This is a genomic window from Burkholderia sp. AU15512 (genome assembly GCF_002223325.1).
Taxonomy (GTDB): Bacteria; Pseudomonadota; Gammaproteobacteria; order Burkholderiales; family Burkholderiaceae; genus Burkholderia.
The window spans coordinates 351217-375772 of sequence record NZ_NKEX01000005.1; the positions used below are offsets into that span (position 1 = coordinate 351217).

The 24556-nt window shown below is 67.7% G+C and carries 23 protein-coding genes; 17 read left to right on the forward strand and 6 right to left on the reverse strand.

The genetic code is table 11. The annotated features are described in order from the left end of the window. Positions 1 to 126 precede the first annotated feature (126 nt). Positions 127 to 1491: a 2-hydroxycarboxylate transporter family protein gene (locus tag CFB43_RS19135; RefSeq protein ID WP_089428995.1), complete on the reverse strand. Its 1365-nt coding sequence runs from the start codon at positions 1489 to 1491 to the stop codon at positions 127 to 129. A gap of 430 nt (positions 1492 to 1921) precedes the next feature. Here CFB43_RS19135 and CFB43_RS19140 point away from each other — a divergent pair, with 430 nt between their 5' ends. The 11 genes from CFB43_RS19140 to CFB43_RS19190 all read left to right on the forward strand — a co-directional run bounded on the left by CFB43_RS19140 (position 1922) and on the right by CFB43_RS19190 (position 12980). After that, positions 1922 to 2752, forward strand: a complete 831-nt coding sequence (locus tag CFB43_RS19140; protein ID WP_089428996.1) for a MetQ/NlpA family ABC transporter substrate-binding protein — start codon at positions 1922 to 1924, stop codon at positions 2750 to 2752. 11 nt (positions 2753 to 2763) lie between these two features. Further along, positions 2764 to 4182 (forward strand): LLM class flavin-dependent oxidoreductase, encoded by a 1419-nt coding sequence (locus CFB43_RS19145; protein ID WP_089496134.1) that lies wholly within the window; start codon positions 2764 to 2766, stop codon positions 4180 to 4182. 18 nt (positions 4183 to 4200) lie between these two features. Continuing rightward, on the forward strand, positions 4201 to 5391 hold the full coding sequence (locus CFB43_RS19150) for a methionine ABC transporter ATP-binding protein (RefSeq protein ID WP_089496135.1): 1191 nt from the start codon (positions 4201 to 4203) through the stop codon (positions 5389 to 5391). Further along, complete coding sequence (locus CFB43_RS19155) at positions 5384 to 6040, forward strand: methionine ABC transporter permease (protein WP_046546161.1); 657 nt, start codon at positions 5384 to 5386, stop codon at positions 6038 to 6040. Before CFB43_RS19150 ends, CFB43_RS19155 begins: the two co-directional genes overlap by 8 nt. Positions 6041 to 6093: 53 nt before the next feature. Beyond that, on the forward strand, positions 6094 to 6936 hold the full coding sequence (locus CFB43_RS19160; RefSeq protein ID WP_089496136.1) for a hypothetical protein: 843 nt from the start codon (positions 6094 to 6096) through the stop codon (positions 6934 to 6936). Further along, on the forward strand, positions 6933 to 8144 hold the full coding sequence (locus tag CFB43_RS19165) for an acyl-CoA dehydrogenase family protein (protein WP_089496137.1): 1212 nt from the start codon (positions 6933 to 6935) through the stop codon (positions 8142 to 8144). Before CFB43_RS19160 ends, CFB43_RS19165 begins: the two co-directional genes overlap by 4 nt. Positions 8145 to 8280: 136 nt before the next feature. Then, positions 8281 to 9489 carry a zinc metallochaperone GTPase ZigA gene (gene zigA, locus CFB43_RS19170; protein ID WP_089496138.1) on the forward strand — a complete coding sequence of 403 codons (1209 nt, stop codon included), beginning with the start codon at positions 8281 to 8283 and terminating at the stop codon, positions 9487 to 9489. A 58-nt stretch (positions 9490 to 9547) separates the two neighbouring features. Further along, entirely contained in the window at positions 9548 to 10468 is a 921-nt protein-coding gene (gene folE2 / locus CFB43_RS19175; RefSeq protein ID WP_089496179.1) for a GTP cyclohydrolase FolE2, read from the forward strand. After that, positions 10462 to 11040, forward strand: a complete 579-nt coding sequence (locus CFB43_RS19180) for a 6-pyruvoyl trahydropterin synthase family protein (protein WP_089496139.1) — start codon at positions 10462 to 10464, stop codon at positions 11038 to 11040. The genes folE2 and CFB43_RS19180 overlap by 7 nt, the downstream gene beginning before the upstream one ends. Then, complete coding sequence (locus CFB43_RS19185) at positions 11040 to 11600, forward strand: gamma carbonic anhydrase family protein (RefSeq protein WP_089496140.1); 561 nt, start codon at positions 11040 to 11042, stop codon at positions 11598 to 11600. The genes CFB43_RS19180 and CFB43_RS19185 overlap by 1 nt, the downstream gene beginning before the upstream one ends. 3 nt (positions 11601 to 11603) lie before the next feature. Next, on the forward strand, positions 11604 to 12980 hold the full coding sequence (locus tag CFB43_RS19190) for a dihydroorotase (RefSeq protein ID WP_089496141.1): 1377 nt from the start codon (positions 11604 to 11606) through the stop codon (positions 12978 to 12980). On the opposite strand, the gene CFB43_RS19195 is transcribed toward CFB43_RS19190, so the two are convergent. Continuing rightward, complete coding sequence (locus CFB43_RS19195) at positions 12977 to 13441, reverse strand: Lrp/AsnC family transcriptional regulator (RefSeq protein WP_089433368.1); 465 nt, start codon at positions 13439 to 13441, stop codon at positions 12977 to 12979. The two genes, CFB43_RS19190 and CFB43_RS19195, sit on opposite strands and share 4 nt — an antisense overlap. 154 nt (positions 13442 to 13595) lie before the next feature. Between CFB43_RS19195 and CFB43_RS19200 the strand changes: the two genes are divergently transcribed. After that, positions 13596 to 14225, forward strand: coding sequence for a LysE family translocator (locus tag CFB43_RS19200; protein ID WP_089496142.1), 630 nt, complete (start codon positions 13596 to 13598; stop codon positions 14223 to 14225). Between the two features lie 32 nt (positions 14226 to 14257). Here CFB43_RS19200 and CFB43_RS19205 read toward each other — a convergent pair whose 3' ends face one another. After that, complete coding sequence (locus CFB43_RS19205) at positions 14258 to 15106, reverse strand: helix-turn-helix domain-containing protein (RefSeq protein WP_089496143.1); 849 nt, start codon at positions 15104 to 15106, stop codon at positions 14258 to 14260. 196 nt (positions 15107 to 15302) lie between these two features. Between CFB43_RS19205 and CFB43_RS19210 the strand changes: the two genes are divergently transcribed. Further along, positions 15303 to 16265, forward strand: a complete 963-nt coding sequence (locus tag CFB43_RS19210; RefSeq protein WP_089496144.1) for a DUF2167 domain-containing protein — start codon at positions 15303 to 15305, stop codon at positions 16263 to 16265. Continuing rightward, positions 16262 to 16987: a site-2 protease family protein gene (locus CFB43_RS19215; RefSeq protein WP_089496145.1), complete on the forward strand. Its 726-nt coding sequence runs from the start codon at positions 16262 to 16264 to the stop codon at positions 16985 to 16987. Before CFB43_RS19210 ends, CFB43_RS19215 begins: the two co-directional genes overlap by 4 nt. Before the next feature lie 77 nt (positions 16988 to 17064). Here CFB43_RS19215 and CFB43_RS19220 read toward each other — a convergent pair whose 3' ends face one another. Further along, a complete protein-coding gene (locus CFB43_RS19220) occupies positions 17065 to 18444 on the reverse strand; it encodes an MFS transporter (protein ID WP_089496146.1) in 1380 nt (459 codons plus the stop codon). A gap of 247 nt (positions 18445 to 18691) precedes the next feature. Between CFB43_RS19220 and CFB43_RS19225 the strand changes: the two genes are divergently transcribed. After that, positions 18692 to 20269, forward strand: a complete 1578-nt coding sequence (locus CFB43_RS19225; RefSeq protein ID WP_089496147.1) for an aldehyde dehydrogenase (NADP(+)) — start codon at positions 18692 to 18694, stop codon at positions 20267 to 20269. A gap of 256 nt (positions 20270 to 20525) precedes the next feature. Beyond that, a complete protein-coding gene (locus CFB43_RS19230; RefSeq protein ID WP_089429010.1) occupies positions 20526 to 21077 on the forward strand; it encodes a hypothetical protein in 552 nt (183 codons plus the stop codon). 137 nt (positions 21078 to 21214) lie between these two features. Here the strand turns inward: CFB43_RS19230 and kdgD are convergent, their stop codons facing one another. Further along, positions 21215 to 22129, reverse strand: a complete 915-nt coding sequence (gene kdgD / locus CFB43_RS19235; protein ID WP_089429011.1) for a 5-dehydro-4-deoxyglucarate dehydratase — start codon at positions 22127 to 22129, stop codon at positions 21215 to 21217. Positions 22130 to 22358: 229 nt separating this feature from the next. Here kdgD and garD point away from each other — a divergent pair, with 229 nt between their 5' ends. Next, positions 22359 to 23912, forward strand: coding sequence for a galactarate dehydratase (gene garD, locus CFB43_RS19240; RefSeq protein WP_089496148.1), 1554 nt, complete (start codon positions 22359 to 22361; stop codon positions 23910 to 23912). Between the two features lie 99 nt (positions 23913 to 24011). On the opposite strand, the gene CFB43_RS19245 is transcribed toward garD, so the two are convergent. Next, on the reverse strand, positions 24012 to 24494 hold the full coding sequence (locus CFB43_RS19245; protein ID WP_089496149.1) for an Lrp/AsnC family transcriptional regulator: 483 nt from the start codon (positions 24492 to 24494) through the stop codon (positions 24012 to 24014). Positions 24495 to 24556 lie beyond the last annotated feature (62 nt).

Genomic DNA, 24556 nt, shown 5'->3' on the forward strand with positions numbered 1-24556 from the left:
GAAACCCGCATCCGTCCGCCCGGCGTGACGCCCGAAGCGACGCCCCGAACGACGCGCGCCGCGCGCCGGCTGGGCCGGCGGCGGCGCGTGCAAAGCAGCCTGCGCGACGGTGCGCGCGGCGGCGCGTCATCCGAAGTGGGCGACCAGGATCAGCGTGACCGTGACGACGATCGCGCCGCCGATCCGCGTTGCGATCTGCGCGAACGGCATCAGCTGCATCCGGTTCGCGGCGGTCAGGATCGCGACGTCGCCGGTGCCGCCTTGGCCGCTGTGGCAGGCGTTCACGATTGCGGTGTCGATAGGGTACATCTTCATCAGGCGGCCGACCACGAAACCGGTGCCCATCAGCGTCGCGACGGTCGACACGATGGTGACGACGTTGACGATCGTGAACGCGGCGGTCAGCTTGTCCCACGGGGTCATCGCGACGCCGATCGCGAACAGCAGCGGATACGTGACGGCGGTCGAGAAGAACTTGTAGACGACGAACGCGCCTTCCTGCAGCGGCGGCGACACCGCACGCGCGAGCTTCACGAGCACCGCGAGGAACAGCATCGCGACCGGCGCGGGCAGGCCGAACAGCTTGTGCGCCATCAGGCCGACCAGGTACAGCGTGATGGCCGTGATACCGGCGCCCGCGATGTGCGAGACGTCGACGTGGCCGCGGATTTCCTCGTTTTCGGGCGTCATGTCGCCCGATTCGCCGACCTGCAGGCGGCCGTTGCCGGTCAGGTGCGGGAAGCGCTTGCCGAGCATGTCGAGCGCGCCCGACAGGATGATCGCGGTCAGGCTGCCGAGCATCACCGGCGGCAGCACCATCGCGAACATCTCGCCTTGCGGCAGGTGCATCAGTTCCGAATAGCCGATCGACAGCGGAATCGCGCCTTCGCCGACGCCGCCCGCCATGATCGGCACGACGATGTACAGCAGCGTGTGGCGCGCGCCGAGGCCGAGCGCGGTGCCGACCGCCGTGCCGACGATCGCGGCCGCGACCGAGCCGGCCGCGAGCGGGATGAAGATCTTCACGAAGCCCTGGATCAGCACGCGGCGATCCATGCTCAGGATGCTGCCGACGATGATCGACGCGATGAACAGGTACAGGAAGTTGGTCGACTTCGTGAACTCGACGGTGAGGTTCAGCACCGGCTTCGGCAGCACGTGGTAGTACGTGAGCGCCGACGGCACGAAGGTCGCGAAGATCGCGGCCGCGCCGATGTTGCGCAAGAGCGGCAGGCGCTTGCCCAGTTCCGCGCAGGTGAAGCCGAAGAACGCGAGCACCGCGATCGCCATCGAGATCTCGCCGGGCACCTTGCCGGTCACCGAGAAGCCGACGATCAGCGCGAGCAGGATGAAATAGACGGGCAGCGGAATGATGCCGATGCGGATTTCCATCAGTTTCCACCAGCCTTCCGGCCAGAAGCGCGCGCGCGGGGTGGCGACGGCGTCGGAAACCGGCTCCGGATGGGACGGGGTATGGATAGAGGTCTGCAAGACGTGTCTCCTGATGTTGGTATGCCTGCATGGCTTCGCGGCATCGTGTGCCGTCTATTACGCAACCCCCGTGCCAGAAATCCGGGCCGCCGGAATATTTTTAATGCATTGATTTATAAGGGGTTTGTTTCGTCTGCGGAAAGAGCAGCCCGACCGGCTGGCCGAGATTTCGGAATTCGTCCGGCGCCGAGGCCGAGATTTCGGCCTGACGGCCGGCCGGGTGCCCGGTCGGGCCGCCGATCCCGCATGGCCGCCCGCCATATCGCCGCGCGCGATTTTCTTCGCACAATCGCTTCGTAGACCGCCCCCGCACCGCTCTCTATCATCGGCTGATCTTTTCCGATGCGATTGACCTGTCCGGAGAACGCCCGTGCGTTCGCCGCGGCGTCGCTCATCCATCGATACCGTCTTTGGACAGGAGAGTGGTTTCATGCTGCATGCCGTTTTTTCCGCCCGCTTTTCCGCCGGCCGCGTCGCGCGCCTGCTGGCTGCCGCCGTGCTTGGCGTCGCATTGCTCAATGGCGCGCACGCCGACACCGCGCCGCTGAAGGTCGGCATCTCGACCAGCCCGCAGATCGAAGCGCTGAAAGTTGCCGCGAAGGAAGCGAAGGCGCAGGGGCTCGACGTGAAGATCGTCGAATTCACCGACTGGAATACGCCGAACGCGGCGCTCGCGAACAAGGACATCGACGTCAACTACTTCCAGCACATCCCGTTTCTGGAGAACGCGAACAAGCAGGGCGGCTACAACTTCGTGTCGATCGCGCCCGGCACGATCATGAAGATCGGCCTCTATTCGAAGAAGGTGAAAAGCTTCAGCGAGCTGAAGGACGGCGCGAAAGTCGCGATCGCGAACGATCCGGTGAACGGCGGGCGCGGGCTGTTGCTGCTGCAGCGCGCGGGGCTCATCACGCTGAAGCCGGGCGCCGACTACCGCGCGACGACGCACGACATCGTCGCGAACCCGAAGCACCTGAAGATCATCCCGCTCGAAGCGTCGCAGCTCGCGCGCTCGCTCGACGACGTCGATCTCGCGCAGGGCTACCCGAGCTTCATCAAGCTCGCGGGCACGACCGACCCGAACAGCGCGCTACTGTTCGACGGCACCGAAAACAAGATCTTCGCGATCCAGTGGGTCGTGCGGCCGGACAGCGTGAACGATCCGCGCATCCGCAAGTTCATCTCGATCTACCAGCACTCGCCGGCCGTGCGCAAGGCGCTCGACAACGCGTTCGGCTCGCTGTACGCGATCGCGTGGTGACGGAGGCGGGCATGACGACGGCGAACCGCAAGAAAATCCTGCTCAACGCGTTCAACATGAACTGCGTCGGGCACATCAACCACGGTCTGTGGACGCATCCGCGCGACCGCTCCGCGCACTACACCGATCTCGACTACTGGGCCGACCTCGCGAAGACGCTCGAACGCGGCAAGTTCGACGGGATCTTCCTCGCGGACATCGTCGGCGTGTACGACGTGTTCGGCGGCGGCCCCGATGCCGCGCTGCGCGAATCGGTGCAGGTGCCCGTCAACGATCCGCTGCTGCTGGTGCCCGCGATGGCGCAGGTCACGCGGCACCTCGGCTTCGGCGTGACCGCGAACCTCACCTACGAGCCGCCTTACCTGTTCGCGCGCCGCATGTCGACGCTCGATCACCTGACGAAAGGGCGCGTGGGCTGGAACATCGTTACCGGCTATCTCGACAGCGCCGCGCGCGGCATGGGCCTCGCGCAGCAGATCGGCCACGACGACCGCTACGAGCGCGCGGACGACTACATGGACGTCGTCTACAAGCTGTGGGAACAGAGCTGGGACGACGATGCGGTGATCCGCGACGCGCAGGCGCGCGTGTTCGCGCAGCCGGGCAAGGTGCGGCGCGTGAAGCACGACGGGCCGTTCTATTCGATCGACGCGATTCATCTGAGCGAGCCGTCGTTGCAACGCACGCCGGTGCTGTACCAGGCCGGTTCGTCCGCACGCGGCGTCGAGTTCGCCGGCCGTCACGCGGAATGCGTGTTCGTGAACGGGCAAAGCAAGGCCGCCGCGCGCGCGGCGACACTCGACATTCGCGCGGCCGCTGCACGGCAGGGCCGCGACCCGGCGTCGATCAAGATCTTTGCCGGCGTGAGCGTCGTGACGGCGGAAACCGAAGTTCTGGCGCGCGAGAAATTCGACGAATATCGGCGCTACGCGAGCGCCGAAGCCGGTCTCGCGCATTTCGCGAGCTCGACCGGCATCGACTTCGCGAAGTATGGCCTCGACGAACCGATCTCGTACGTGAAGACCGATTCGATCCAGTCGGCCGTCGACGCGATCTCGCGCAAGAGCACGACCGGCACGTGGACCGTGCGCCGCATGCTCGAACAGATGTCGCTCGGCAGCCGCTATGCGCCGATCGTCGGCTCGCCGTCGCAGGTCGCGGACGAGCTGCAGTCGTGGATCGACGAGACCGGCATCGACGGCTTCAACCTGACGCGCACCGTGATGCCCGAGTCGTTCGAGGATTTCGTCGACTGGGTCGTGCCCGAGCTGCAGAACCGCGGCGTCTACAAGGAAGACTACGATCCCGCGCCGACGCTGCGCGAGAAGCTGTTCGGCGCAGGCCCGCGCCTGCCCGCGTGGCACACGGGCGCACAGCACCGGCCGGGCGCCGCCGTGCGCGCCGAATCCGCGCATCCCGCGCATGTCTGAACGTGACGGAGCGAAGCGATGACGCAATTGTTCGATACGCTGGGTTTCATTGAGACGTCGGCAGTGCGTGCGGGAGCCGAGGCAACGGCACATGACGAAGCGGCCGCGTCGGCCGAATCGACCCGCGCCGGCGCCGCCGTATCGCTGGAGCAGGTCGGCAAGGTGTTCGCGACGCCGCGCGGCCAGGCTGCCGCGTTGCGCGACGTGACGCTCGACGTGCGGCGCGGCGAGGTCTTCGGGATCATCGGCCGCAGCGGCGCCGGCAAGTCGACGCTGCTGCGGCTCGTGAACGGGCTCGAGCGGCCGAGCTCGGGCCGCGTGCGCGTGCAGGGCGTCGATGTCGGCGCGCTCGACGAGGATGGCCTCGTCGCGCTGCGGCGCCGCACCGGCATGGTGTTCCAGCATTTCAACCTGCTGTCCGCGAAGACGGTGTTCGAGAACGTCGCGCTGCCGCTGAAGATCGCCGGCGTGCCGAAGGCCGAGCGCGTGCGCAAGGTCGAGGCGCTGCTCGAACTCGTCGGGCTCGCCGCGAAGCGCGACGCGTATCCGGCCAGCCTGTCGGGCGGGCAGAAGCAGCGCGTCGGCATTGCCCGCGCGCTCGTGCACGATCCGGAGGTGCTGCTGTGCGACGAGGCGACGTCGGCGCTCGATCCCGAGACGACGCAGTCGATCCTCGCGCTGCTCGCCGACATCAATCGTCGCCTCGGGCTGACGATCGTGCTGATCACGCACGAGATGGAAGTGATCCGCGCGGTGTGCGACACGGTCGCGGTGATCGAACAGGGCGAAGTCGTCGAAACGGGCCCCGTGTGGCGCGTGTTCGGCGATCCGCGCCACGGCGCGACGCGCGCGCTGCTCAGCACGCTCGTGCATGACCTGCCGGCCGAACTGGCCGCGCGCGTGCAGCCGTTGCCGGAACAAGCGGCGTTGCCTGAAGGCGCGCAGGTCGTGCTCGACGTCCGCTATACGGGCGAGAGCGGCGGCGAGCCGGATGTCGGTGCGCTTGCGGTGGCGCTCGGCGGCTCGGTGCGGTTCCTGCACGGCGGGATCGAGCGCATCCAGGGGCATGCACAGGGGCGGCTCGTGATCGCGGCGGCACTGCGTGCGGACGACGCCGGCCAGCCGCCGGCCCGCGGCGGCGCGGTGGCCGCGCTGCTCGAACGCGCGCGTCGCCACGCGAACCACGCGGAGGTGCTCGGCTATGTTTGACCTCTGGTGGCCCGAACTGCTCGACGCGATCCGCGACACGTTGTCGATGGTCGCAGCGTCGGCCGTGATTGCCGCGCTGATCGGCATCCCGCTCGCGGTGATCCTCGTGACGACCGCGCCCGGCGGCATCTACGAGCGGCGCGGCGTGAATGCGGTGCTCGGCGCGCTCGTCAACGTGTTCCGCTCGACGCCGTTCATCATCCTGCTCGTCGCGCTGCTGCCGTTCACGCGCGTGCTGATCGGCACGACGATCGGCGTCTGGGCGGCCGTCGTGCCGCTGTCGATCGCCGCGATCCCGTTCTTCGCGCGGATCGCCGAGGTGAGCCTGCGCGAAGTCGACCGCGGGCTGATCGAGGCCGCGCTCGCGATGGGCGCGAAGCGCCGCCACATCGTCTGGCACGTGCTGCTGCCCGAAGCGCTGCCCGGCATGCTCGGCGGCTTCACCATTACCGTCGTCGCGCTGATCGGCTCGACGGCGATGGCGGGCGCCGTCGGCGCGGGCGGCCTCGGCGATCTCGCGATCCGCTATGGCTACCAGCGTTTCGACACCACCGTCATGGCGACCGTGATCGTGATCCTGATCGCGCTCGTCTCGGCCGTGCAAATCACGGGCGACCGCCTGGTCCGACGTGTGACCCGGCGTACCTGAGCGACGCCACAAGCGTCCGCTCGCTTCATTCATGATCCTGAGAGAAAGAACCTATGACCTTGCCCATCGGCGCGCCGCGCGAATGGAACGGACAATTCGAGGAAGCGCTGTTTCTCGACGTGGCGCGACGCCATCGTGCTGACTTCCCGGCGAAGCTCGCCACGCCGCCGCGCGAGCCGCGCAACGACGACGAACTGGCCGCCGTCGCCGACTACTACACGAAGATGGCGTCGCACGACCTGTTCATCGTGCAGGTCGTCGCGAAGGCGATCGACACGCTGTTCCGCGACGATCCGCATTTCCAGCTGATCCTGTCGCGCCAGCTCGGCGACGACGGCGCGCACGCGGTGATCGGCCGCGAACGCGTGACCGAACTGACGGGGCGTGATCCGCTGCCGGAAGTCGACCGGCTCGTCGCCGCGCACTGGGCGCGCATCGGCGACATCGCGGTGCGCGACATCGCCGGCTTTCTCGCGTTCGAATGGCACTACGAGCTGCACATCCTCGCGAAGCTGTGGATCCAGCGCAAGACCGGCCGCATCGGCGATTCCGCGATGCGCGAGCACGGCGAGAACCGGATCCGGCCGGACGAGGAATGGCATCGCGTGCAGATCGTCCAGTGGTGGTTCGACACGTTGAAGGCGCTGCCGGCAGCCGAACGCGATGCGCTGATCGATCGCGTGATCGCGGCCGACGAGGAAACGCAGGCGCGGCTCGACGGTTACCTGCACGACGAGTACGCGCACACCGCGCACGTGTTCGGCGCGGATATCGCCGAATACCGCGCGATCTACGATGACTGGCGGCGCGAGATCCTGTCGCGGCTGACCGGCCGCCAGCTCGACGCGCTCGTCCCGCTGTCGGGTGAAGCGGTTGCGCAGGAAGCCGTCGCATGAACGATCCACGCGGCCCGGCGACCTTCGCGCCCGATACCGATGCCCCGGCCTTCGACCACGCCGCGCTGGCGCGCGCGATCGACGCGTTGCGCACCACGGCCGCCGCGCGCGACCGCGCGGGCGGTCATGCGGCACAGGAGAAGCAGTGGCTCGCCGATGCGGGCTTGCTGACGCTCGCGGTGCCGCGTGCGTTCGGCGGGCAGGAAGCCGCGTGGCCCGGGATCTACGATGCGATCCGGCAGATCGCGCGCGTCGACAGTGCGCTCGCGCATCTCGTCGGGTTCCAGTGCCTGCAGGTGGTGAGCGTCGACGTGTGGGGCAACGCCGCGCAGCGCGAACGCTACCTGCGTGGCACGGTCGAGCAGCAATGGTGGTGGGGCAATGCGGTCAATCCGCTCGACACGCGGCTCGTGGCCACGGCGACGCCTGACGGCGGCTACCGGCTCGATGGCGTGAAGGGCTTCTGTTCGGGCACGCGCGGCTCGCAGCGGATGACGGTGTCCGCGCACGATCCGGACACCGGCCGCACCGTGTTCGGCGTGGTGCCGACCGATCGCGCGGGGATCACGGTCAACGAAGACTGGGACCCGATCGGCCAGCGCCAGACCGACAGCGGCAGCGTGCGCTTCGACGGCGTGACGCTTGCGGCGGACGAGGTGCTGCACCGCTCCGAGACGCCGCCGACCCCGCGCGCGACGCTGCGCACGCTCGTGTCGCAGCTCGTGCTGACCAACCTGTTCGTCGGGCTCGCGGAAGGCGCGCTGGCGGAAGCGCGCGACTACGTGCTGAAGCATGGCCGCCCGTGGATCCAGTCGGAGGTCGCGCAGGCGAGCGACGATCCGTACACGCTACAGCGCTTCGGCGACATGCGTGTGCGGGCGATCGCCGCGGCGGCGCTGGCCGATCGCGCGGCCGCCGCGTTGCAGGACGCGTGGGCGCGGCAGGATGCGCTGACGGCGGACGAGCGCGCCGAGGTGGCGCTCGCGGTATCGGAGGCGAAGATCGTCGCGCAGCGCGCGGCGCTCGAGAACGGCGAGGCGCTGTTCGACGCCTGCGGCGCACGCGCGACGGCCGCGTCGCTCGGCCTCGACCGCTTCTGGCGGAACGCGCGCACGCATACGCTGCACGATCCGCTCGACTACCGGTTGCGGGATGTGGGCCGGTTCGCGTTGACGGGCGAGTTGCCGCAGGCGTCGCTCTATACATGACGGCGTGATGCCGGAGCGGCGCGGTCCGCTTCGGACAAAACCTAACCGGCATGCTGGACGTTTGAAATGATATGTTATATCGTTGCGATACTATATATCACTCGATGATCGTCCACTCTCCTCCCGGAATCGCCCGATGAGCCCCGCACTCTCCCCGTCCACGCGGCTTCCCGTGACCGTCCTGTCCGGCTTCCTCGGCGCCGGCAAGACGACGCTGCTCAACCACATCCTGAACAATCGCGAGGGCCGGCGCGTCGCGGTCATCGTCAATGACATGTCCGAGGTCAACATCGACGCCGCGCTCGTGCGCGACGGCGGCGCGGGGCTGTCGCGCACCGACGAGAAGCTGGTCGAGATGAGCAACGGCTGCATCTGCTGCACGCTGCGCGAGGATCTGCTGATCGAGGTCGACCGGCTCGCGCGCGAAGGGCGGTTCGACCAGCTCGTGATCGAATCGACCGGCATCTCGGAGCCGCTGCCGGTGGCCGAGACGTTCACGTTCGAAGGCGAGGATGGCCGCAGCCTCGGCGAAGTCGCGCGGCTCGACACGATGGTGACGGTGGTCGATGCGTTCAATTTCCTGCGCGACTACGCGTCGCGCGACAGCCTGCAGGCGCGCGGCGAATCGATGGGCGAGGAAGATGCGCGCACGGTCGTCGATCTGCTGATCGACCAGATCGAGTTCTGCGACGTGATCGTGATCAACAAGATCGACCTGATCGACGCCAGCGCGCGCGAGCGGCTCGTCGCGTTGCTGCGCGGCTTGAACCCGCGCGCACGGATCGAGATCGCCGAATTCGGCAAGGTGCCGCTCGAGCGCGTGCTCGACACCGGCCTGTTCGACTTCGAAGCCGCATCGCGCGCGCCGGGCTGGCTGCAGGAGATGCGCGGCACGCACACGCCCGAGACCGACGAGTACGGCATCCGCAGCTTCGTCTATCGCGCGCGTCGGCCGTTCCATCCGCAGCGTTTCTTCGATCTCGTCGAAAACGAATGGCCGGGTGTCGTCCGTTCGAAGGGATTCTTCTGGCTCGCCACCCACCCGACCGTCGCCGGTTCGTGGTCGCAGGCCGGTGCGGTCGCGCGGCACGGGCCGGCCGGCTACTGGTGGGCGGCCATGCCGCCCGAGCGCTGGCCGCAGGACGCGGAAGCCGTCGCGCAGATCCGCGCGCGCTGGGACGAGCACGTCGGCGATGCGCGGCAGGAACTCGTGCTGATCGGCATGGACATGGACGAGCCCGCGCTGCGCGCGCGCTTCGACGCGTGTCTGCTGACCGATGCCGAGATGGCCACCGGCCCCGAACACTGGACCACGTGGGACAACCCGTTCCGCGACTGGCCCTGACCTGAACGCGCTTCCTGCATCGATCCGGATGGAGAAGGCGCTCCACCGGATTCCGAGCATGAACGCACCGCTTCCCGATATTTCCCTGACCGATGCCGCGTCGGGCGGCCGCCCGCTCGAATGGGTCGGCATGCAGGGCATCGACCTGCCCGTTGCAGTGGCCGAACCCGGCTGCCGGCGCGACGTGCATGCGCGCGCCGACGTGCAGGTCGATCTCCCCGCGCCGCACGTGAAGGGCATCCACATGTCGCGGCTGTACCGGCTGCTCGACGGGCTCGATGATGGCGCGGCGCTGTCGCCGGCCGGCCTTCAGCGTGTGCTGCACGCGATGGTCGACAGCCATCGGGACTGCGACACGCGCAGCGCGCGGCTCCGGTTGCGCTTCGACTTGCTGGCGCGCCGCGCCGCGCTGGTGACGGACGGGCTGGCCGGATGGAAGGCCTATCCGGTCCGGCTCGACGCGACGCTGACCGGCTCCCGGTTCGCGCTGCGCGCGCAGGTGACGGTCGTCTATTCGTCGACGTGCCCGTGCTCGGCCGCGCTGTCGCGGCACTGGGTCGAGCAGGCGTTCCTGGCGGCATTCGGTCGCGACGATCGCGTGGAGCCGGCGGCGGTCGCCGCGTGGCTGAAGCGGCACGCGACGGCGGCCACGCCGCACAGCCAGCGCAGCGAAGCCGTCGTCAGCGTGGCGCTGCCCGCCGATGGCGCGACGCTGGGGCTGATCGACCTGATCGATCGCATCGAGCACGCGCTCGGCACGCCGGTGCAGACGGCCGTCAAGCGCGCGGACGAGCAGGCCTTCGCGGTGCTGAACGGCGGCAACCTGATGTTCGTCGAGGACGCCGCGCGCCGGGTCCAGGCCGCGGTGGACGGCCACCATGCGACCCCGCACGTGCACGTGCGCCATCTGGAAAGCCTGCATCCGCACGATGCGGTGGCCTGGGCCGCGCCGGTGCGCGAAGGCGCCGACGCATGCTGATCCGCAAGCTGTTCCGCTTCGAGAACGCGCACGTCGTGCGCGGCTGCAGCACGCGGCGCTGCTCGCATTCGATCCACGGCCATTCGTACCGCGTCGAGCTGCTGCTGGAAGCGCACGCGCTGGATCACGGGCAGATGATCTACGACTTCGGGCTGCTCAAGGGCGACGTGCGCGAGCTGATCGACGCGTTCGATCACGCCGTGACGCTGTGGTCGGATGACGACCCGTGTTATGTCGAGAGCATGCGCCGGCATTCCGAGCGCTGGGTGCTGCTGCCCGTGTCGCCGAGCGCCGAGCAGTTCTCGCGCGTGTTCTTTCGCCTCGTCGATGCGGCGCTGTCCGGCACCCGCATGACGAACGGCGAAGCCGACGTGCGGCTGCATTCGATCATCGTTCACGAGACCGAGACCGGTTACGCGCAGTGCTTTCGCGACGATGCGTTCAACCCGCGCATGGGCCGCATCGACCTGGACGACATCGTGTTCGCGCCGGCCATCGCCGCACAGTGGCGCGATCCGGGCTTGTTCGAGCGGATCAAGCGCGGCCGCCCCCTTTCAACGCAGGAATCCTGATGATCAGAAAGAACCCGCGCGGCGACCTGCCGCAGATTCATCCGAGCGCCTTCGTCGATCCGACCGCCATTCTGTGCGGGCTCGTGATCGTCGAGGAGAACGTGTTCATCGGCCCGTACGCGGTGATCCGCGCCGACGAAACGGATGCCGGCGGCCGGATTGCGCCGATCGTGATCGGTGCGCATTCGAACATCCAGGACGGCGTGGTGATCCATTCGAAGTCGGGCGCGAGCGTCACCATCGGCCAGCACACGTCGATCGCGCATCGCGCGATCGTCCACGGGCCGTGCAAGGTCGGCAACGGCGTGTTCGTCGGCTTCAACAGCGTACTGTTCAACTGCACGATCGACGACGGCTGCGTGGTGCGCTACAACGCGGTCGTCGACGGCTGCCATCTGCCGCTGGGGTTCTACGTGCGTTCGACAGAACGCATCGGGCCGGAAACCGATCTCGCCGCGTTGCCGCAGGTGACGGCCGACGCGAGCGATTTCTCCGAGGACGTCGCACGCACGAACAATGCGCTGGTGCTGGGCTACAAGCACATCCAGAACGAGTTCTGAGTCATGGACGAGCCTATCCGACGTGAAGCGGGCGTGAGCGACGCGCTGAAGCGACGTCACGCCGACCTGCTCGTGCATGGCGGCACCGCGATGACACCCAACGGAGCCGAGCGGATCGACATCGCGTGCGTGGGCGGCCGTGTCGTCGCGCTGGGCGCGTTGCACGGCACGTGGAGCGCCGACGTCCTGCTGGATGCCGGCGGCCTGCACGTGTTGCCGGGCGTCGTCGACAGCCAGGTGCATTTCCGCGAACCGGGCTTGACGCACAAGGAGACCCTCGAGGCCGGCACGCGCGGCGCGGTGCTCGGCGGCGTCACGACGATCTTCGAGATGCCCAATACGCATCCGCTGACGCTGACCGCGCAGGACCTGCAGGCCAAACTGGATCTTGCGCGCGGCCGTGCATGGTGCGACTACGCGTTCTACATCGGCGGCTCGGCCGCGAATGCCGAACGGCTGCCGGCGCTCGAAAACCTGCCGGGCTGCGCGGGCGTGAAGGTCTTCATGGGCAGTTCATTCGGCGACCTGCTGGCCGACGACGAAGCCGTGTTGCGCCGGATCGTGCGTAACGGGCGGCGGCGCATGGCCGTGCACGCGGAAGACGAGGCGCGGCTGCGCGAACGCCGGGCGCTCGTCGAAGCGAGCGGCGATGTGCGTGATCATCCTCGCTGGCGCGACGAGGAAAGCGCGCTGGCGGCGACGCGGCGCATCGTCGGGCTGGCCGCCGAGACGGGCCGCCGGCTGCATGTGCTGCACGTGTCCACCGCCGGCGAAATGGCGTTCCTCGCGCGGCACCGGCAGCGCGTGACCGTCGAGGTCACGCCGCATCACCTGAGCCTGCACGCGCCCGATTGCTACGCGCGGCTCGGCACGTTCGCGCAGATGAATCCGCCGGTGCGCGAGCGGCATCATCAGGATGCGCTTTGGCAGGCCGTGCGAGATGGCGTGGTCGATGTGATCGGCAGCGATCACGCGCCGCATACGCGCGACGAAAAACGCCGGCCCTATCCGCAATCGCCGAGCGGGATGACCGGCGTGCAGACGCTGCTGCCGCTGATGCTCGATCACGTGCAGGCGGGCCGCCTGAGCCTCACGCGGCTGGTCGACCTGACGAGCGCCGGGCCGGCGCGCATCTTCGGCATCGCGGGGAAAGGGCGGATCGCGGCGGGCTACGACGCCGATTTCAGCATCGTCGACTTGCAGGCGCGTCGCATCATCCGGGACGAATGGATTGCCAGCGTGAGTGGCTGGACGCCGTACGACGGGTGCGCGGTGACGGGCTGGCCCGTGCATACGGTCGTGCGCGGGCAGGTCGCGGTGCGCGATGGCGAGCTGAACGGGGAGCCGGCAGGGCAGGCCGTGACGTTTCTGGATGCCTAGATCGGCAGGCGAACCGTCTGCTTGATGCGCTTCAGCGGAATCTCGGTTTCGACGTTGCGGACGCCTTCGATCTGCGTGAGCGTCTCCATCTGGAAGCGCTGGTAGTCGTCGAGATCGCGCGCGATCACGCGCAGCAGATAGTCGTAGCTGCCGGCCATCAGGTGGCATTCGAGTACTTCGGGCGCTTGCTCCATCTCGCGTGCGAAGTGTTCGACCGTCTTCTTGTCCTGGCGCTCCAGCGTGACGCGCACGAACGCGGTGAATCGCAGGTCGACGGCAGCCGGGTTCAAGAGCGCGACATACGCATCGATCACGCCCTGTTCCTCGAGCAGATGAACGCGGCGCAGGCATGGCGTGGGCGACAGCCCGGCCTGTTGCGCGAGTTCGGCATTCGTCTGGTTCGAATTCCGTTGCAATGCACGCAGAATGCGTCGGTCGATCGCGTCCAGTTTGATTGGCATTTTTTGCTACCAGAAGCTTGAAAACTAGAGATTAGCTCCAAATCGCTGATTTCATGTAGCCAAATACGCATCCAATCTCCACGGAAGGGCACCGATAATCTGACGACCGGCCGGGCGATTCCCGTCCGTCGGCTATCCCTTCAGGAGCGCTCCCATGTCACATCTATCCTGGCTGCCATTCATCGCAACGTCGCTTCTGATCATCGTCACGCCCGGTCAGGACATGGTGCTCGTGATGTCGCGCACGCTATCCGGCGGCACGCGCGCGGGCCTCGTGACGGCGGCGGGCGTCAGCGTCGGGCTGCTCGTTCATACGATGCTCGCGACGCTCGGTCTGGGCGCGCTTCTTCAGGCATCCGAATGGCTGTTCACGGCGCTGAAGGTGATCGGTGCGCTGTATCTGCTGTACCTCGGCATCACGTTGCTGCGGTCGTCGGGCGAACTGACGCTCGCGAGCGGCCGCGACGGTGCGCCGGCATCGCGGCTTCGCACATTCGCGCAAGGCGCGCTGTCCAACGTGTCGAATCCGAAGGTCGCGCTCTTCTATCTGGCGTTCCTGCCGCAATTCGTGCCGGCGGGCGCCGCGCATCCGATGCTGTCGCTGTTCCTGCTCGGCGCGACGTTTGCCGGCCTGACGTTTCTCGTCAAGGGGCCGGTCGCGTTGTTCGCGGGCCTGCTGTCTGCATCAATCCGCCGCAATCCGCGCATCCTGACGCGCATGCATCGCGTCAGCGGGATGGTGCTGCTGGGGCTCGGCGTGAAGCTGGCGCTCGAGCGCCGCTGATCGCAGCCGCGGCGCCGGCGCGCCTGCCGGCTTTATTCCGTCGGCAACGCATCCGCCAGCGCCCGCATCGCCTCCACCGTCTCCGGGTTCGCCGGAAAGAACGCCTCGATCGCGAGTTCCGACAGCGTCACGTCGACCGGCGTGCCGAACACCGTCGTCGTGCTGAAGAACGTCAGTTCGCCGGCCGCCGTGCGCAGCCGCAGCGGCACGGCGATCTCCGCGAAGTCGGTGCGCGCCTGCGTGTCGTCGGGCTGGCCGGCCGGCGCCGGATACGCGGCGAGTTCGTCGCGCAGCGTGTGCAGCGTGCGGTCGCCGCTCGCATCGATCTGCCGCTGCAGCCGATGCAGGATGTGCGCGCGCCATTCGTGCCAGTTGACGATCTGCGACGCGAGCCCGTCCGGATGCAGGCTCAGCCGCAGCACGTTGACGGGCGGCTGCAGCAGCGCCGGGTCGGCTTGCGTGACCAGCGCGCCGAGCATCCGGTTCGCGGCGAGCAGCGTCCAGTGGCGGTCCACGGCGAGTGCCGGATAAGGCTCGTGGCCGCGCAGCACGGCTTCGACCGCGTGGCGCGCGGCATCCAGTTGCGGATCCGAAAACGGCCGTTCGCGGAACAGCGGCGCGAAGCCGGCCGCGACGAGCAGCGCATTGCGCTCGCGCAGCGGCACGTCGAGACGCTCGGCGAGATGCAGCACCATCTCGCGGCTCGGCTGCGCGCGGCCCGATTCGACGAAGCTCAGGTGGCGCGCGGAGACGTCCGCGTCCAGCGCGAGCGCCATCTGGCTCAGGCGCCGGCGTTGCCGCCACGTGCGCAGCAGCGGGCCGATGCCTGGCGCGCGGCCGGCGGACGGGGAGGGCGAATGGAGGGCGGCGGTCGGGTTCATGTGGCAGATGATAGGCAATCCCGCGCACCTTGGGCATTACCTCGGACGTAAGCATCGCGCCGCTCCCCGGGCGAGTCACCGCGCTGCGTTACCATAGCCCCCGTGCCAACTGAGAGACGACGCCGGACCCGCGATTGAAAACGCCTGGGCCGGTGGCGTGCATATTTACGACAAGGCATTCCAGGGGAATCCAACAATGAAAAAACTTGCCGTCCGGCTCGCCTGCGTGGCGACGCTTGCATTCGCCGCGACCACCGGCCACGCGCAGACCGAAGCTGCGCAGGTGGAAATGAGGGCCGCCGCCGCGGCCGCCAATGACGCGGTCGTGAAAGGCCCGACCGACATCGACGTAAAACACGAAGCCGTGCTGAAGCTGAAAGCCGGCGAATCGTTCGTGCCGGCTGCCGAAGCCGGCCGCTACCTGCGCTCGATGGGTAACTCGATCGACGAATCCAAGCTGGTCGGCCTCGTGCTGCCCGACGATCCCGATGCCGACTGGATCTCGGTCGTGTCGTTCGAGCCGAGCGGCTATATCCGCGACGACGACGCGAAGGACTGGAAGCCCGACGAGCTGCTGAAGAGCCTGCAGTCCGGCACCGAGGAAGACAACCCGGGGCGCAAGGAGCGCGGCCTGCCGGAGACCGAGGTGGTCGGCTGGGCGAAGGCGCCCGCGTACGACGCGGCCACGCACCGGCTCGTGTGGTCCGCGATCATCCGCGACAAGGGCGCGGCCCCGAACGCGGAGAACGACGGCGTGAACTACCGGACGCTCGTGCTCGGCCGTGACGGCTACCTGTCGCTGACGATGGCGTCGACGCTGGCCGACCTGCCGAAATACAAGGCGTCGGCCGACGAGCTGCTGTCGAACATCCGCTTCAACGACGGCAAGCGCTATGCCGATTTCAACAAGTCGACCGACCACGTCGCCGAGTACGGCCTTGCGGCGCTGATCGTCGGCGTCGGCGCGAAGAAGCTCGGCCTGCTCGCGCTGATCGGCGCGTTCGCGGTGAAGTTCTTCAAGATTGGTGCGGTCGCGCTGCTGGCCGGCGGCGCGGCACTGAAGCGCTTCTTCGGGCGCAAGCCGAAGGCGGCCGCGGTGCCGGCCGTCGCCGAGGCATCCAGCGTATCCGACGTATCCGGCACGGAGCGCAAGGAATGACGAAGCTGTTGCTGCTGATCTTCGGCGGCCTCAAGCTCGGCAAGGTGCTCGTGTCGGCGGGCACCATGCTGGCATCGATCGCGGTCTACGCGCTGTTCTACGGCTGGCGGTTCTCGGCCGGTTTCGTGGCGCTGCTGCTGGTGCACGAGGCCGGCCACTATATCGCCGCGCAGCGGCGCGGGCTCGACGTTGGGCTACCGACTTTCATCCCGTTCGTCGGTGCCTGGATCCAGTTGAAAGAGATGCCGCACGACGCGGAAACCGAAGCGTACGTCGGGCTCGCCGGGCCGTTCGTCGGCACGCTCGGCGCGCTGGCCTGCTACGCGGCCGCACGCCACACCGACAGCAACCTGCTGCTCGCGCTGTCGTACACGGGCTTCTTCCTGAACCTGTTCAACATGATTCCGCTGTCGCCGTTCGACGGCGGGCGGATCACCGCGGTGCTGTCGCCGCGCATCTGGTTCGCGGGCGTGCCGGTGCTGATCGCGCTGTTCGTGTATCGCCCGAGCCCGCTGCTGATCGTGATGGCGATCCTCGCGCTGCCGCAGCTGAAGCGTGCGTGGCGCTACGACCCCGACGCGCCGGAGAACCGCGTGTACTACGCGACGTCGATCGAGACGAAGACGACGTACGCGCTCTGCTACGTGGGCCTGCTCGCGTTCCTCGCGCTGATGACGTCCGGTGTACACGACATGCTGCGCGTCGCGCATTCGTCGATCTGACAGCGGATACCCGAGCTCGAATGCAACAACGGCGGCCGTTTTCATGCGGCCGCCGTCGTTTGTCTTGAAGCCGAACCTCAGGCGTCGCGATGACGCAGTTCGACGCGTTTGATGTCCTTCACGATCACGAGATAGCTGAACACCGTGACGAGCGCGTTCAGCCCGACGAACACGAGCGCGCCGTTGAACGAGCCGCTCGCGCCGACGAGGTAGCCGATCGCGATCGGCGCGACGATGCCGGCCGTGTTGCCGAACATGTTGAACAGGCTGCCCGACAGGCCGATCGCTTCCTTCGGCGCGGTATCCGCGACGACGGCCCAGCCCAGCGAGCCGATCCCCTTGCCGAAGAACGACACGGCCATCAGCACGATCACCAGCACTTCGCTGTCGACGTAGTTGCAGCCGATGATGACCATCGACAGCGCCATCCCGCCGACGATCGGGATCTTGCGCGCGAGCGTGAGCGACACGCTGCGGCGGATCAGCCCGTCCGACAGCATCCCGCCGAGCACGCCGCCGAGGAACCCGCAGATCGCGGGCAGCGACGTCATGAAGCCGGCCTTCAGCAGCGACATGCCGCGCGCCTGCACGAGGTAGATCGGGAACCACGTGAGGAAGAAGTACGTGAGCACGTTCACGCAGTACTGGCCGAGGTACACGCCGATCAGCATCCGGTTCGACAGCAGCTGGCGCACGTAGTACCAGCCGGCCACGCGGCTGCTTTCGGAGCGCGCGCCGTTGCTGCTGCGTGCAGCGGTGCGCACGAGGCCGCCGCCTTGCTCGATATGGTCGAGTTCCGCGCGGTTCACGGCCGGATGGTCGGCCGGATCCTTCATGACCCGCAGCCACAGGAACGCGAGCGCGATGCCCGCGAGGCCGAGCCACAGATACACCTGGTGCCAGCCGTACGCATGCGTGAGCCACGCCATCAGCGGCGAGAACACCACGGCCGCGAAGTACTGCGCGGCGTTGAAGATCGCCGACGCGGTGCCGCGTTCGGCGGTCGGGAACCAGCTCGCGACCACTTTCGCGTTCGCCGGAAAGGCGGGGGCTTCGGCGATGCCGACCGCGAAGCGCATCGCGAACAGCGCGGCGACCGCGAACGCGGCGCTGCCGCCGAGGCCGATCGTGCTCTGCAGCAGCGTGAACGCCGACCAAAGGAAGATGCTGGCCGCATACACGCGTCGCGCGCCGAAGCGGTCGAGCAGCCAGCCGCTCGGCAGTTGCGCGAGCACGTACGCCCAGCTGAACGCCGAGAAGATGTAGCCCATCGTCACCGGATCGATGCCGAACGCCTTGCGGATCGGTGTGCCGGTGATCGACAGCGTCGCGCGGTCCGCATAGTTGAGCGTCGTGACGACGAACAGCATCGCCAGGATCCCGTAGCGCACGGCGGTCCGGCGCGCGGTGCGCGCGAGGTCGAGCGGAAGCTCGCGAGAAGGGATTTGATTAGGCACTTTAATGTATGTCGTCGTATGACTTGGCGACAGTTTATTGGTAATAATCAGGCGCAGAAACCTCGGGTTTTCCCTCTGAATGGTGGCGTGAAAGAGTGAAAATCCCAGATATTGGCGCGTGAAATAAGGGTTTTGCTCGCGTCGGCGCCAACCCGACAATCGACGCGAATATTGATGCTAGGTGGGCGGACATCATATCTGTTGAGCTACAATGAGCGATCTATTCCCGAACCACGGAGCACACCCCATGCAACTGACTGGAGAGATGCTGATCGGCGCCGAAGCGGTCGCCGGCTCGGCCGGTACCTTGCGCGCGTTCGACCCGTCGAAGGGCGAGCCGATCGACGTGCCGGCATTCGGCGTTGCGGCGCAGGCCGACGTCGAGCGCGCATGCGAACTCGCACGCGATGCGTTCGACGCGTACCGCGCGCAGCCGCTCGCGGCCCGCGCGGCGTTTCTCGACGCGATCGCGGATGAAATCGTCGCGCTCGGCGACGCGCTGATCGAGCGCGCGCACGCCGAAACGGGCCTGCCCGTCGCGCGGCTGCAGGGCGAGCGCGGCCGTACCGTCGGCCAGCTCCGGCTGTTCGCGCGCGTCGTGCGCGACGGGCGCTTTCTTGCCGCGTCGATCGATCCCGCGCAGCCGGCGCGCACGCCGCTGCCGCGGTCGGACCTGCGGCTGCAGAAAGTCGGGCTCGGGCCCGTCGTCGTGTTCGGCGCGAGCAATTTCCCGCTCGCGTTCTCGGTGGCCGGCGGCGATACGGCGTCGGCGCTCGCGGCCGGCTGCCCGGTGATCGTGAAGGCGCACGAGGCGCACCTCGGCACGTCCGAGCTGGTCGGCCGCGCGATCCGCGCCGCCGTCGCGAAAACCGGGATGCCGGCGGGCGTGTTCTCGCTGCTGGTCGGCCCCGGCCGCGTGATCGGCGCGGCGCTCGTCAGCCATCCGGCGGTCCAGGCGGTCGGCTTCACGGGGTCGCGGCAGGGCGGCATGGCGCTCGTGGAGCTCGCGAACGCGCGCCCGCAGCCGATTCCCGTCTACGCGGAAATGAGCAGCATCAACCCCGTCGTGCTGTTTCCGGCGGCGCTCGCCGCGCGCGGCGACGCGATCGCGACGGGCTTCGTCGATTCGCTGACGCTGGGCGTCGGCCAGTTCTGCACCAACCCGGGCCTCGTGCTCGCGATCGACGGCCCCGATCTCGACCGCTTCGAAACCGTCGCCGCGCAGGCGCTCGCGAAGAAGCCGGCCGGCGTGATGCTCACGCGCGGCATCGCCGATGCGTATCGCAACGGCCGCGGCAAGCTGGCCGAACTGCCGGGCGTGCGCGAGATCGGCGCGGGGGAGGCGGCGCAGACCGACTGCCAGGCCGGCGGCGCGCTGTACGAAGTCGGCGCGCAGGCGTTCCTCGCCGAGCCGGCGTTCAGCCACGAGGTGTTCGGGCCGGCGTCGCTGATCGTGCGTTGCCGCGATCTCGACGAAGTCGCGCGCGTGCTCGAAGCGCTCGAAGGCCAGCTGACGGCCACGCTGCAGATGGACGCCGACGACAAGCCGCTCGCGCGCCGGCTGCTGCCGGTTCTCGAACGCAAGGCGGGCCGCCTGCTGGTCAACGGCTACCCGACCGGCGTCGAGGTGTGCGACGCGATGGTGCACGGCGGGCCGTTCCCGGCCACGTCGAACCCGGCCGTCACGTCGGTCGGCGCGACGGCGATCGAACGTTTCCTGCGGCCGGTGTGCTACCAGGATTTCCCGGACGATCTGCTGCCGGAAGGGTTGCAGGAAAGCAATCCGCTCGCGATTCCGCGGCTGCGGGACGGGAAGGCGGAGTAATCGTCACGCACGGCTGATGGCGTCATGACGGCGGTCAATGCGCCGATTGCGTGCCTGAAATCGGAAAGGCGGAGGTAGCCGGTCGGCTGCTTCCGCCTTTTTTGCGTGCTTCGGAAACTGTCGGAGAACGGATGCATGCCACCCCGGCAGACTTTCGCCGCCCGCGCTTTTCTCCTACAGTACCGAAGCCCCGGGTCGACCGACCCGCGGGCGAAGCCTGAGAGATCCAGAAAAAGTCTAAAAGGGTACCGAATCCATGAATATCAACAAACGTGGCGACCACCTGTTCGCGGCCGGATTGTGGAAAGCGATCGGCGACGTCGCGAAATCCGTGCGCACCCAGATCGGCCAGTACAGCGAAGGACGCGTGCTCGCGAATGCACTGCTGGAATTCCAGCGCGACCTGGGCGGCAGCGAATTCGACATCACGATCAACCAGGGGCGGCTCGTTACGGGTTCCGACGCGCACTCGCTCGTGTTCGGTCAAGCCGTTCGCCGTTTCCGGCAGGACATGGAAGCGCTGGTGTTCGCGCTCCAGTACCGGCGCGGCATCGATGAACGCGATCCGGGCCTGCGCACCGAAGCGTTGATGCAGGCGAACAGCCAGCTCGCGACCGCGAAGCAGTCGGCGACGATCACGGTCGGCCGGTTCTTCGACGCGGTCGTTGACCGCGACGTACTCGGGCAGATCCTTGGCAGCGAATCGAATTCGCGCGCGCGATCGGGTGCGCAGGACCAGATCGAGGCGACACGCGTCAAGCTGGGGAACGTGCGTTACCGGATCGTCGGGGTCATCGCGCAGATGTGACGGTGGCGACACGCATTGCGGCGGATGCGTGCGTCATCGCGGAAAGCGCGCAAAAGGTGGCGGCCGGCGAATGCCGGCCGCGATGTAGCACTGCCGGCGCGGCGCCAATGAAGACGTGCGCTGCCGACGAACACCGCTTATTGCGGCCCCATCTTCTTGATCAGCACGTCGAGCTCTGCTGCTTCTGCATCGGTGAGATCGACGAGCGGCGCGCGCACCGGGCCTGCGTCATGGCCGACGAGCTTCGCGCCCGCCTTCACGATGCTGACCGCATAGCCCGCGCGGCGATTGCGGATCTTCAGGTACGGCAGGAAGAATTCGTCGATCAGGCGGCCGACCGTGGCGTGGTCGTCCTTCGCGATCGCTTCGTAGAATGCCATCGCCGTCTTCGGGATGAAGTTGAACACGGCCGACGAATACACCGGCACGCCGAGCGCCTTGTATGCGGCCGCATAGACTTCGGCCGTCGGCAGGCCGCCGAGGTACGCGAAACGGTCGCCGAGGCGGCGGCGGATCGTCACCATGCTTTCGATTTCGCCCACGCCGTCCTTGAAGCCGATCAGGTTCGGGCAACGATCGGCGAGGCGCTCGAGCATGTCGGCGTTCAGCTTCGAATTCGCGCGGTTGTACACCACGACACCGATCTTCAGCGCACGGCACACCTGCTCGACGTGGTCGGCGATCCCTTCCTGGCTGGCTTCGGTCAGGTAATGCGGCATCAGCAGCACGCCGCTCGCGCCGAGGCGCTCGGCCTCCTGCGCATATTCGATCGCGACGCGCGTCGCGCCGCCCGCGCCGGCGAGGATCGGCACCTTGCCCTTGCAGGTTTCCGTCGCGACACGGATCACGTCCGAATACTCGCGCTGCGTGAGCGAGAAGAATTCACCGGTGCCGCCGGCCGCGAACAGCGCGCTCGCACCGTAGGGCGCGAGCCATTCCAGGCGCTCGGCATAGGTGGACGGGCGGAAGCTGCCGTCGGCGTCGAAATCCGTCAGCGGAAACGACAGCAGGCCGTGGGAAATGATCTGTTTGAGTTCTTGCGGTGAGGTCATGGTTGGGTCGTCCGTCTAGCGCGAGTGCTGGGTTCGTTGGGAACGGCATACGAGCCACATTGGCGATGTCGTTGTATGTCATCGTACAACGAGGGGAGGGGCGACGCAAGCGGTTTGCTGGTCGATAAATAGTAGGGTCTTTCCGGATAAGGGTTTACGCAGCATCGCCGAGCAAGGTCGAATGTCGTATGATGACTAACGATATGGCCGATAGCCTCCAGGAATTCCGATGACTGCTTCCCCGCTCTATATCCGTGTGCATCCGGACGACAACGTCGCGATCGTCGTCAACGACGGCGGCCTGCCCGAGGGCGCGACGTTCGCCGACGGGCTGACGCTGCGCGAAAGCGTGCCGCAGGGGCACAAGGTTGCGCTGGTCGATCTCGCGGCCGGCGACCCGATCGTCCGCTACAACGTGGTGATCGGCTATGCGCTGGTCGAGCTGCGCCGCGGCAGCTGGGTCAACGAGCGCTCGATGCGCATGCCCGAGCCGCCGGGGCTCGACGACCTGCCGCTCGCGACGCGCGCCGCGCCGCCGCTGCCGCCGCTCGAAGGCTATACGTTCGAGGGCTTCCGCAATGCCGACGGCTCGGTCGGCACCCGCAACATCCTCGCGATCACGACGACCGTGCAGTGCGTGTCGGGCGTCGTCGAGCACGCGGTGAAGCGGATCAAGGCCGAGCTGCTGCCGCGCTACCCGAACGTCGACGACGTGGTCGGGCTCGAGCACACGTACGGGTGCGGCGTGGCGATCGACGCGCCCGACGCCGACATCCCGATCCGCACGCTGCGCAACATCAGCCTGAATCCGAACTTCGGCGGCGAGGTGATGACCGTGAGCCTCGGCTGCGAGAAGCTGCAGCCCGAGCGCCTGCTGCCGCCCGGCACGATTCCGGTCGCGGCCGACGGTGCGGCCGACAACGGCGGCGTGGTGTGCCTGCAGGACACCGCGCACGTCGGCTTCAACTCGATGATCGACTCGATCATGAAGATGGCCGAATCGCATCTCGAGCGGCTCAACCGCCGCCGCCGCGAGACGTGCCCGGCATCGGATCTCGTCGTCGGTGTGCAGTGCGGCGGCAGCGATGCGTTCTCGGGGCTCACCGCGAATCCGGCCGTCGGCTTCGCGGCCGACCTGCTGGTGCGCGCGGGCGCGACGATCATGTTCTCCGAGGTGACGGAAGTGCGCGATGGCGTCGCGCAGCTCACGTCGCGCGCGGCGAACGAGGACGTGGCGCGCGAGATCATCCGCGAGATGGACTGGTACGACCGCTACCTGCAGCGCGGCCGCGTCGACCGCAGCGCGAACACGACGCCCGGCAACAAGAAGGGTGGCCTGTCGAACATCGTCGAGAAGGCGATGGGATCGATCGTGAAATCGGGCAGCGCGCCGATCGCCGGCGTCGTGCGTCCCGGCGATCGCGCGAAGCAGAAGGGGCTGCTGTACGCGGCGACGCCCGCGAGCGATTTCATCTGCGGCACGCTGCAGCTCGCGGCCGGGATGAACCTGCACATCTTCACGACCGGCCGCGGCACGCCGTACGGGCTCGCGCAGGTGCCGGTGATCAAGGTCGCGACGCGCAGCGACCTCGCGCGCCGCTGGCACGACCTCATGGACCTCGACGCGGGGCAGATCGCGACCGGCGCGGCCACGATCGAGGACACCGGCTGGGCACTGTTCCGGCTGATGCTCGACGTCGCGAGCGGCCAGCGCCGCACGTGGGCCGAGCAATGGAAGCTCGCGAACGCGCTGACGCTGTTCAATCCGGCGCCGGTGACCTGACGCGCGCGGCTGTTGCCGCCGGACGAAGCGGGCGCCCGAGGGCGCCCGTTTTCATCGCGGCGGCTCGTGCACGTGCACGTGCCCGCGTCCGGGCGGTCGTCACTCGATGCCGATCGGCAGCGACAGCCCCACCTTCACGCGTGACATCACGACCATCGTCTCGAAGTGACGGATGTTGTGGTGTTGCCGAAACACGCGCGTGGAAAACTCCTCGTAGTGGTCGATGTCGCGCATCGCGATCATCAGCACGAAATCCGCACGGCCCGTCACCACATAACACTGCATGACTTCCGGCAGCGATTTCAGGAACCGCTTGAATTCGTCGAGCAGGTCGACCCGTTCGCGCTCGACCTGCACGAGCACCAGCATCGTCAACGGGAGGCCGACCTTGGTCGGATCGACGACGGACACGTCCTGCTGGATGTAGTGCTCGTCGCGCAGCCGCTTCACGCGTCGCAGGCACGCGGGCGGGCTGAGGCCGATCTCGGCGGCGAGCGCCTGGTTGGTGATCTGGTTGTCGTGCTGGAGGCGGGCGAGGATCCGCAGGTCGAAGTCGTCGAGCGGCGCGGCGGCAGGATTCATCGGATTTCCTTCGGAGAGAAAAAACGAAACAAACTCACGAACGAAGCCGCTCGATGTTTATC